The sequence below is a fragment of the uncultured Winogradskyella sp. genome (assembly GCF_947495255.1).
Classification (GTDB): domain Bacteria; phylum Bacteroidota; class Bacteroidia; order Flavobacteriales; family Flavobacteriaceae; genus Winogradskyella.
Map to the genome: position 1 here is coordinate 1 of NZ_CANLYI010000025.1, position 2,116 is coordinate 2,116.

Genomic DNA, 2,116 nt, shown 5'->3' on the forward strand with positions numbered 1-2,116 from the left:
TGAAGAAGGTAAATAAGCTGTGTTTTTGTCAATAGGATTATTGTTGTTTATAGCATTATTTTCTGTTTCAAAATAAACCACTTCCATACTCGCTTGATTACCTATAATCTGCGAATCTTTATCTACAAAAAAGAATTCTGAGGGTAGGTTTAGATTTGTTTCACAATTTATAAAATTTGAAACAGGAGGTAATTCTGGATTAGAGTAGATAGAAATGTCATAAGGAATGATTGAAAAACACTCTAAATTCAGGGCTTCAACTCTTATGTATAAAGTGGTTGTAGCTGTTGAATAATTATTTAAATTTTCAATAACCGATTCATTTACTAGTGCATCATCAAAGTTTTTATAAAAAGCAAATGAAAGATTGTTATTTCCATTAGATATTTGCGGAATTAGATTAAGAAGGTTAATCGTTGATGTTCCATCTTGATCATCATCACAAATGATTAATGGTTCTGGGTTATTGGCTTCAATTGCATTGGTAATATTAGCTTCGATAGTAGATATGTCATAACAGCCAGAGAAAACATCAGAAACTCTAACATAAAAAGTTTGCTGACTACTGAAGGTGCTATAACTATCGATTAGCTCATTTTCTTGATTTTCAGCATCTTCTTCACTTAGATAAAATTCAACGGGTCCAATAATTCCATTCTCTTCTAAAATAGCCGCTTTAAGTGGCTCTAAAATAATATTTGTACTATTTGTATTAAGGTCTGTATAACCGCAATAGTCTACTGATATTGGCGAAATATATAATCCAGGAGTTACAATTAAATTCATTTCTGATACCAAAGAACAATTCTCATAAGATGAACTTATATAAATAGTTTTAGAGTTTGTAACAGTTAAAATGGTACTTGGGTCGAGAGCGTTGATATCATTTAAAAGGTTCTCTTCCGTTTCATAAACTTGAAGTTCTATGTCGTAGTCACCTTTAAATTCAGCTATTATTTCAGTTAAGCTAAAATCTTCTATTCCGTCGTATAATTCATCATCACATTTAGTTATTTCCGGAACACTTAGAACTCTATTATATAATAGATTTTTATGGAATTCCATATTCATAAATGTTGGACAGTTTTCATCATTATACCTTATGCTAACAAGAATACTGAACTCTTCTGAAGCTGTAGTAATAATTCTAGGATATCCCATTATTAAAGCCTCTAAATTGACAGAGATTTCAGGGTAGTCTGCTTCTATGTCTGCCATTGCATCTTCAAGGTTATATGAAATAGGTAATGAATTATAATTATAGGGAATACTATTAATAGTTTCAATTAATAAGGGGTCCAAGCATTGATTAAAAATATATGTTTCAATACCTATGTCAGTTGGTACTAGATAATTTAAATTCACTAAAACAATAGAATAACATAAACTATCTGGGCGCTCTATTTTTGCGTAAAAATGAGTGATGTTTTCATTGAGAGGTGGGAATTGGCTTAATTGATTTAAATTGGTTATGGCATCATTCTCTGTTAGATAAAAAGAAACAGATGAGTTTAGATCATAATTTGAAACAATATATCCTAAAAATGTGAAATTAGAAAATGAGCTTTCAACTAAGCTATTATTACAAACATCAACTGTGAATTCTAAAGAGTCTGGAGTTTCACTTATGTTAATTGAAAAGCTTCCAATTTGAAGACAATCACCTGTTAAGCTTTCAATCCTAACAAAAATAGTTTCGATGGTTTCGGTATTCTGATAAATACCTGTTATTGGGTTGATATTGTTTTGGGCATCATCTATGTTAAAGTGATAACTTATATTATAATCTGTAGAAGGTAAATTAGAATATATTTCATCATTTTTTAGCGTAAAATCAAACTCAAAAAGATTATCACTAGGAAATGCATCGCATGCAAGCCAATCTTCAATTGGTTCAGCATCTTGAAATGGTATGATTTCGACTACAATAGAGTCGGTTAGTGCACAATTATTGTTTACTGAAGGAATTGTGACTTCAACCTCATAATTACCAGATTGATTGACTTCTAAAGTAGCATTACTTTCACCAGTGAGTTCATTTCCATTTAAGTACCATTTGTAGATAGCAGAAGCATTATTAATATTGGCATTTAAAGTTAAGTCGCTACCACAGATA

Annotated in this window: 1 pseudogene; it reads right to left on the reverse strand. The window is 30.4% G+C overall.

Annotation, left to right across the window (positions count from 1 at the left end):
* Window positions 1–2,116 (reverse strand): annotated as a pseudogene (locus tag Q0807_RS18815) (hypothetical protein); the annotation flags it as partial.